The sequence below is a fragment of the Helicobacter sp. T3_23-1059 genome (assembly GCF_053654515.1).
Window position 1 is genome coordinate 1 of record NZ_JBSIUV010000076.1, and the last position, 7,492, is coordinate 7,492.

Sequence of the window (7,492 nt, forward strand, 5' to 3'; positions counted from 1 at the left end):
CATTGCGATAGCTCTTGGCATCATAGCCTTGCTTTGCCATATCTTTTTTGATATAGGCTATTTGATAGGATTTTTTGGGATTTTTGTGGGCGGAAGCATAGTTAGTTATATCATATTAGATTCGCTTGATAGCACTTTTGAGCAAGTCATAGAAAACGATGAGGCTAATAAAGGTAAGTGATGAGTGTAATAACAGGATTTTATAATCTTTAACAATCAAATTTTAAGTTGCAATGAAGTATAATTTGAAATCAAATAGCATTCACAAATGAGGTTAAAATGCCATACGATTTTGATGAAAATATTTTGCCAACAGAGCTTGAATGTTGTTATAATGAATTTAAATATTACAAAAAGGCAAATGATGAAGTTGCTACGCTTGGCTGGGCTACAAGTTATCACTTGCAAACTTTATGGCAAAACAGTCCCAAAATAGACACAATCAAAGATTTTTCTAAAACAATACAGCAAACAAAAATTACCACACAGATAGAAAAAAATAGACTTGTTAATATACAAAATTTTTTAAAAAGCAAAGGTATAGAATCTCTAAAATTACGCTACACACCATATATTAGACAAAAAGAAACAGATAAAGATAAACGCCCCATAAATTTTTACACAACACTTGATTGGGATAAATTTTATATGAAATTTCCCATTGTGAGAAGTAAAAGCAATGATTTTTTAACAAACAAACAAAACATATATACAAAAATCTAATAAATCAAATGATTAAAATGCTTAAAACAAATCGATATATCAACAATACATTAAAGAAAATTTCTGAAGGCTCATATACATTTAACTTTGCAATAGATATACAAGAAAATCGAAGTGATTTAAATAAAGATTCTTATATTATATTAAGAGAAAATGAAACAACATCGCAAGGCTATAAATTAGTATCTAGTTGCAAACCCTATGAAATAGATACGCTAAATTGCCAACATACATCTTTAGATGATAGGGAATTTATTAAACAAATACCATTTGATTTTGATTCAAATCTTGGAACACCGTTTCAAATCGGCACTCCGATGGCTGTATTAAGAAAAGGTGTGGCTAGAGCTATTCCAGTCGCAGGCACAGCACTAATGGGCTATGATATATCTAAATCAACCATACAAACTTACAATACTATAATGCAAAATTTAGCACTATATGCCTGCACGGGAAAATTTAGTATTTTTTATGCCCCCACAAAAATCAGCTTCAAAAAAGAAGCAGATTCGATAAAATTTCGCATTGATGAAATGGTGGCTTATGTATATGATAGCTTTGATTTCTTGGATTATCCTTATTTATTTGATAACAATGGAGAAATCACGGCACTTGGGCAGCCTGTTGGAGCTTGGGATTTTAAAACAAAGGCTTTTTGTATTTGGGGTTCTATTTGGCAGATGATTATATTTGAATATGTGGATAAAAAGAAGTATGATGAATATGAAAAATATAAATATGAAACTATTCATAATAGAGATTTTACGAGAAATGATATAAAATATGTCATAAAAAATGCACTAGATTCTTTCGCATTAAACAACAATAATTTTTTGCAAACTAATGATAAACAACAACACCACATTTACAACCAAGACTATCAAGATTATCAAAAATACACACCCTATGGATTAGATTTTAAAATATACAGCACAGACATAATAGCAACGATAGATTTTAGCAACCACGAATTTACGAGTTTATAGAGAGGTTAATATATGTTTGGCGATAGTGTTATGTGGGGAATTTTGGGCGGAATTGTATTTTTTGTTGTGCAAGGTAAATATTGTTTTGTTGTAGTATTATATTACGCAATGCTTTTGTGCGTGTATAATTTTTGGATTGATAAAAATGCGATTTACGCGCCATCGTCTAGTGGGATTTTTATATATTTTTGCTTGGGGGTTTTTGTAATATTTGTTATGGCGGAGTGTTCTATATGGTTTTGTTTATACAATCCAGATTATACTCGTGGAATGAGTCCTGATTTACGCCTTTTGTGGGAATCTGAACGCATAGATTATGAAGCAATGATTCCGTATGCAAGGCTTAATATGTTTTTTATCGCGTGGGTAATTGTATTTTTTGTGGATTTTATAGCAACATTTTTTGTCATCAAACTATCACTTTTTATCTATAAAAAATTGTGCAAAAATAGTGATGAGATATTGTGCAATTTTCACAAAGGCAAAGCAATGGTATTTGGCATATTTGCATTTATTACAATGATACCATTGTTGTATTTAGTAAGCAATATTGAAGCATTGAATAATGTTGGTGAATATTTGTCGAGATTATTACCTTAAGGGAGCTAATATGAACAAAATTGATTTTTTTGCTACAAAAATTATAGGTGTCGATATGCAGGATATAAATAATATAACCAAAAATTCTAACATTGCATTTTTAAACGCCCTCTATCAATGCCAAGATTTTATCATTATAAAATCAAATCAATCACCAAGCCTAAATGATGACAATATCATTTCACATTTTGGCTACCACTCATCTTTCTATCTCTCATTTATTGCAAACAAAGATTCGTTAAGCGACTCTTATTTAACTTCCCGTAAATCACTTTACAAATCTATAATGCAAATAAAAGAGCAAAAAGCACAAGCACAAAAACAAGAGATAGATTCTATAAATGCGGAATTAAAAGACTTAGATTTCACACAAAGAGAAGCAAGATTGCAAGAGATTCAAAAAGAGCAAAAGACAAAAATAAGAGAAACTCAAAAGCAAGATAGATTTAATCAAAATGCCAAATCCACAAATGATTTAATCTTTCAAACTAACGATAAAACAAACACAATCATATTTTTAGATTCAAATGGTTTAGCGTTAAAATCAAATTCTTACAACAATACAAAATCTAATCCAAATTCACAACTAGATTCTAGCGTTGATTCAAATCTAAATACTAATCTAATTTAGATTGGTTTGATTTGTTTATGTATAATTTTTAAGATTCAAGATAACTATAAAAGGATATATTTTGAAAATTCCTATTTATACACAAATCAAATCAAAGCTAGAATCTAAAGGGCTAGATTCGGCTGCAAGCGGACAAATTGCGTGGTTTGTGTGTAGTTTTTTTGTGTCGCATTTGATTTTTGAAATTTGGATTTTTGACTCTTTGTCTAGCTGGTGGCACAATGAAAGAAGCGCGTTGCAAAATGTCATTTGGGGCTTCACTGCGATTTATCACAATCATTTTATATTATTTAGTTTTATATTTGTAATTTTTGTAATAAATCTTTTGTATATCAAAAATATACTACCATTATTATTAAGCATTTTTACAACATTGTGGCTTTTAAACTATAAATATCTAATGTTTGTAAGTGTAATGGCATATATTATTTGCGCTATTTTTTTACTAAAAACAAGGCATTATAATTTGTTTTGCATATACACGATTGGTGTAGTTTATATAGTTGTTGTATTTGTAATAGCTAATAACATACCAATAAGATAGGATACAAATTTATGAAATACTATGTAACGATTTATGTTGATACTTTGAATGATTTAGAGGGCTTCACCCACGCATTTTTAGGGTTGACTCATACTCACCCTGATGAATTAGATGAACAAGATAAAAAAACAAGCAACGATAAACTTAAAAATGCAGATTGGCAAGATATTGATAAAAAATGGTATGAGAAAATATACCCAACAATCAATTCTTATGTGTTTGGATATGATAAAAATAATAATGAGGGATTTTTTGGATTTGGAAGTGCCACAGGTATGGTTAAAATGGCGTGGGATAAATTTGCGAATGATGGAAGCATAGGTAAAGTTTTTGAAAACAATCAATATCTTGTTGACCCCAATCCAAATACAAACTCATATGTAAACTGGAGGATTAGGTCTGCAAGCACTTTTTCAAAAACTAATCGTTGTGTATTAGAAATCTCTAAAGAACAATACAATACTCTTTTAGAAAATATCAAAAAAGATTTTGAAGCCACAAAGCAAGTTAAACCAAATACAAAAAGCTATGTGCATTATGATTTGCGTTATCATATAACAAACAACAACTGCGTTAATTGGGTTATAAAAAAACTCTCAAATATAGGTATAGAATTGATTGATGAAGATTATATAATTCCCGGGAATTTTATGGATATTTTTAATTATATTCAAAAAATCCACTCCACTTTTCTCAAATTCCAATCAATCGATGAAAATCTAGAATCTATAAAAGGCGCAAAAGCATTTAGAATGTGGGCTAGGAAGCTATTAGATAGCATGAATCGTTTTATGCAAAGCTATTGCGTTGTTGCTGAAAATAAAGTGCAATCAAATAGAATACCAAATAGTGAAAGATTTGTAATACTTATAGAGAGTATTTCGCTTGTATATTTGCAACTTGATAAAATCTTGCAATCAATGCTAAAAAATATTGATACTAAAAATATAAAAGGCGATTTCATATTTGTTTATTGGGATAAAACAGCTAGAGATATAAAAATATTAGATAAAGAACACGATTATCAAGCCTATACCAAAAAAGAATTTGACTTAAGCAATTCTGCTTATAATTTTTCAGTATGTAAATTTGCACCCTTTATATTTATTCCAAACGATAAAACGCTTTCACAAAGGCTTTATCATAAATATGACTATGGCAATGTATCAAAGCAATATCAAATCGCTAGAAATGAATTTTATCAAAATGTATTAGCAGGAATACAAAGCGATAAATATTGGAGTAGTAGCTATCATAAACTCACTAAAAATCTATCTAAAAATGAAATATCAAAGGTTGCAAATGCCTAGCAATGAAAATAAAACAATAGAAAATATTTTTGCTTATGATGGGGATATTATCGACATACAAATATTAGAATCTACAGGCATAGATACTTTGCAATCTAAAATCTATTTTTGCGGAGTGCTATTAAATGGTGGCACAGAATCCACTATGCCATATAATGAATGTTTCTTTGGGAGTTTGGATTCTAATGAGAATCTAAATTTTAATATCTCAAATGCAAGTGATTCAAATGTAAATCACAATACAAGCAATGCAAATAATTCAGATTCGGATTTAAATGATTCAGCCAACGATTTAGACGAATCAAAGCCGATTTATTATTTGGAATGTGATTTGGATTGTTTGGAATCAAATGCACATTCGCAAGATTCAAATAAATCTAACAAATCTAATTTTGATTCAAATAAATCAAATTCAAATTTAAATTCAAAAGACTCGAATAAATCTTACAAATCTAGTGATTCTAATTTAAAATCAAATGATTCAAAAAATTCAAATAATAATGTAGATTCATTAGATTCAAACAATTCTACCAACACAAATGATTCCACCCAAACAAACAATAAAACCAAAATCTATCCCACAAATCAAACCCTCCAAATATTCCTAAACAATCACAAACTTACAATCTTAAATTACTCCATTTTAGATTCTAGCCTAAATATCAAACTAGAATGCGTAAGCAAAGAATCAAATAAAATTAAAGAAAATGAAATAAACAAAAGAAAAGAGTTTGAATCTAATAAAAATAAAATAGATTCAAACTTCACAGCATTTCTTTGTCCTATTTTAGAATGTGATGAGCTAAAATGTATTCACGGAGGACAAGTCAAACTAAAAAGCAATTTAGGCAAAAAAGCCATTGCTTAATGGATTGTTAAGTAATGTTAGGTTAGAATCTAAAGTTTGTATGAAATTTCAACATTATATTTGAAGGAAAAAGCGTGAAAATGTGGGCTGTGTTTGGATTGTTTGGCGTGTTTATTGCATACATAATGTGTGGTTGCTCGATTTATTATCCTGCTTCATATCGCGCATTTATCCCTAAAAAATACGACAAAGAATATAAAGAATACAAGCGACTTTGCAAAGAAAATCTAGGAAAAGTTGTATATGCTAGGGTGCGTCAAAATCTAACAATAGACAATATAAAAATAAAAAGTTTTATGTGGTTTTTGCCAAATAAACAGATTGTGCCACAGGTTGTAGTGCTTTCGGATTCTAGCACGGCTCGTGCATTTTATATAAAAATCATAGGATTTCATTATGATACATTATGGAATAAATTTTACCCAGAACTATTTATAATGCCACATAGCGAAACGAAATATTTGTATTGTGGAGCAAATTTAGAAGATTCTATCAATGTAATTAAGCAAGAAGCAATGCGCAATAATAGTGTTATTGGCGAGATATTTGATGATGAAAGTGGCTTTGACTCATATACGCCCTATATGTTGAAATTATTATTTAAAGAGAATACAGATGATTTACAATAAAAAATACTCACTTGGAATCTATGTCAATAGATTTTGGTGGCAAATAGGAGGAGCTGGAAATCCCCATATATTTTTGGGACTTAAGATTGAAAAAGCAAAATGCAGTGAAACGCAAATTGGTATGCAGAAAAGATTGTATGAGAGTTTTATGAAAAATAATATGACAGAGGCTGTCAATCAATGCAAGTTAAAAATTAAACAAATGGAATGCTTTATAGCAGAATCTACACTTAACGATTTGAAAGAAAAACTTGATAAAGAATGCAAATATACTTTTACTAGCAATAAAAAATACAAAGCTTGGCAAGATGCGATTACTGATACAAACGATTCTTTTAATAGAGATTTTGATAAAGAATTAAGGGAAAAATTAAATGCTGATTTTGCATTTTTACGACAATGTTATGCTGATATTACAGAGCCTTTCTTTCAATGGTTAAAAACAATAAAAAGAGAAACTTTTACAGAGCAAGATGAGTTTAGCAAATTTAAAAATCTTTTTAATGAATTTGTAGAATCTAAATATAGCAATATTGATTCTATTGAGGGATTTTTTGGATTTGGACCTTATGAAACTGGGGTATTTAGAAAATACAAAAACAACAACCATCAAACAGGTGGCAAAGTTTTTCAAAACAATCATTGGAATGATGAATTACTGCATAAAACCAAAGATGTCCCATTAAGTGATTTGCAACAAAAACAATATTCAATAAAATCAATGCCTAGAACCCCACTAAACAAAAACGATAAAAAATTTCTTGCATATAGCAAAGGACACCAACTTATATATTTGCGTCCTCTAAAAACATTTCAAGATGCACAAAGCGAAGTATTTGAAATAAATGAAAATGAATACAAAAATATAACTAAAGCAATTCTTTTTCAAACACTTCTAACAAGTAATGAGTTAAGAAAGTGTCCTAACATATTTTCTAATGATAACAATATATTTAGGGATTATAAATTGATAGGTAATTCCTGCGTAGATTTTGTAATGGATAAAATTAGTTTAGTAAGGGAATTAAGCTATTATGATAAAATAACCATATTGCCAAGCAGTATGCTAAAGGTAGCCAAACAACATTTAAATAAATCTACCGTTTCTAAACAAGATAAAATTACTTTATTTTTACTAGAAACACAAATTTATGAAAAATGCTACGCCGATTTATGCAGTCTAGATTCTTCTTGGGAATGC

General features: G+C 29.3%; 10 protein-coding genes. 9 read left to right on the forward strand and 1 reads right to left on the reverse strand.

The window, feature by feature from the left end; translation table 11 throughout:
• The 5 genes from ACWIX0_RS12380 to ACWIX0_RS12400 all read left to right on the forward strand — a co-directional run.
• Positions 1 to 181 (forward strand): hypothetical protein (locus ACWIX0_RS12380; protein WP_454174296.1); only part of this gene is annotated, 181 nt, incomplete at its 5' end.
• 98 nt (positions 182 to 279) lie between these two features.
• Positions 280 to 723: a hypothetical protein gene (locus ACWIX0_RS12385; protein ID WP_454174297.1), complete on the forward strand. Its 444-nt coding sequence runs from the start codon at positions 280 to 282 to the stop codon at positions 721 to 723.
• A gap of 17 nt (positions 724 to 740) precedes the next feature.
• The gene (locus ACWIX0_RS12390; protein WP_454174298.1) at positions 741 to 1,709 is read left to right on the forward strand and encodes a DUF6402 family protein; all 969 of its coding nucleotides are present in this window, start codon (positions 741 to 743) and stop codon (positions 1,707 to 1,709) included.
• A 216-nt stretch (positions 1,710 to 1,925) separates the two neighbouring features.
• A complete protein-coding gene (locus tag ACWIX0_RS12395) occupies positions 1,926 to 2,309 on the forward strand; it encodes a hypothetical protein (RefSeq protein ID WP_454174299.1) in 384 nt (127 codons plus the stop codon).
• 10 nt (positions 2,310 to 2,319) lie between these two features.
• On the forward strand, positions 2,320 to 2,940 hold the full coding sequence (locus ACWIX0_RS12400; RefSeq protein ID WP_454174300.1) for a hypothetical protein: 621 nt from the start codon (positions 2,320 to 2,322) through the stop codon (positions 2,938 to 2,940).
• 75 nt (positions 2,941 to 3,015) lie between these two features.
• On the opposite strand, the gene ACWIX0_RS12405 is transcribed toward ACWIX0_RS12400, so the two are convergent.
• Entirely contained in the window at positions 3,016 to 3,189 is a 174-nt protein-coding gene (locus tag ACWIX0_RS12405) for a hypothetical protein (protein WP_454174301.1), read from the reverse strand.
• Between the two features lie 306 nt (positions 3,190 to 3,495).
• Between ACWIX0_RS12405 and ACWIX0_RS12410 the strand changes: the two genes are divergently transcribed.
• The 4 genes from ACWIX0_RS12410 to ACWIX0_RS12425 all read left to right on the forward strand — a co-directional run.
• A complete protein-coding gene (locus ACWIX0_RS12410) occupies positions 3,496 to 4,794 on the forward strand; it encodes a hypothetical protein (protein ID WP_454174302.1) in 1,299 nt (432 codons plus the stop codon).
• Positions 4,787 to 5,662: a hypothetical protein gene (locus tag ACWIX0_RS12415; protein WP_454174303.1), complete on the forward strand. Its 876-nt coding sequence runs from the start codon at positions 4,787 to 4,789 to the stop codon at positions 5,660 to 5,662. Before ACWIX0_RS12410 ends, ACWIX0_RS12415 begins: the two co-directional genes overlap by 8 nt.
• A gap of 74 nt (positions 5,663 to 5,736) precedes the next feature.
• Positions 5,737 to 6,291: a hypothetical protein gene (locus ACWIX0_RS12420; RefSeq protein ID WP_454174304.1), complete on the forward strand. Its 555-nt coding sequence runs from the start codon at positions 5,737 to 5,739 to the stop codon at positions 6,289 to 6,291.
• A partial coding sequence (locus ACWIX0_RS12425) for a hypothetical protein (protein ID WP_454174305.1) occupies positions 6,278 to 7,492 on the forward strand: 1,215 nt, incomplete at its 3' end. The genes ACWIX0_RS12420 and ACWIX0_RS12425, both read left to right, overlap by 14 nt.

Bases quoted from the DNA above. Each gene is read 5' to 3' on its own strand.
- ACWIX0_RS12385 (WP_454174297.1), top strand. From the start codon at position 280: ATGCCATACGATTTTGATGAAAATATTTTGCCAACAGAGCTTGAATGT.
- ACWIX0_RS12390 (WP_454174298.1), top strand. From the start codon at position 741: ATGCTTAAAACAAATCGATATATCAACAATACATTAAAGAAAATTTCT.
- ACWIX0_RS12395 (WP_454174299.1), top strand. From the start codon at position 1,926: ATGGCGGAGTGTTCTATATGGTTTTGTTTATACAATCCAGATTATACT.
- ACWIX0_RS12400 (WP_454174300.1), top strand. From the start codon at position 2,320: ATGAACAAAATTGATTTTTTTGCTACAAAAATTATAGGTGTCGATATG.
- ACWIX0_RS12405 (WP_454174301.1), bottom strand. From the start codon at position 3,189: ATGACATTTTGCAACGCGCTTCTTTCATTGTGCCACCAGCTAGACAAA.
- ACWIX0_RS12410 (WP_454174302.1), top strand. From the start codon at position 3,496: ATGAAATACTATGTAACGATTTATGTTGATACTTTGAATGATTTAGAG.
- ACWIX0_RS12415 (WP_454174303.1), top strand. From the start codon at position 4,787: ATGCCTAGCAATGAAAATAAAACAATAGAAAATATTTTTGCTTATGAT.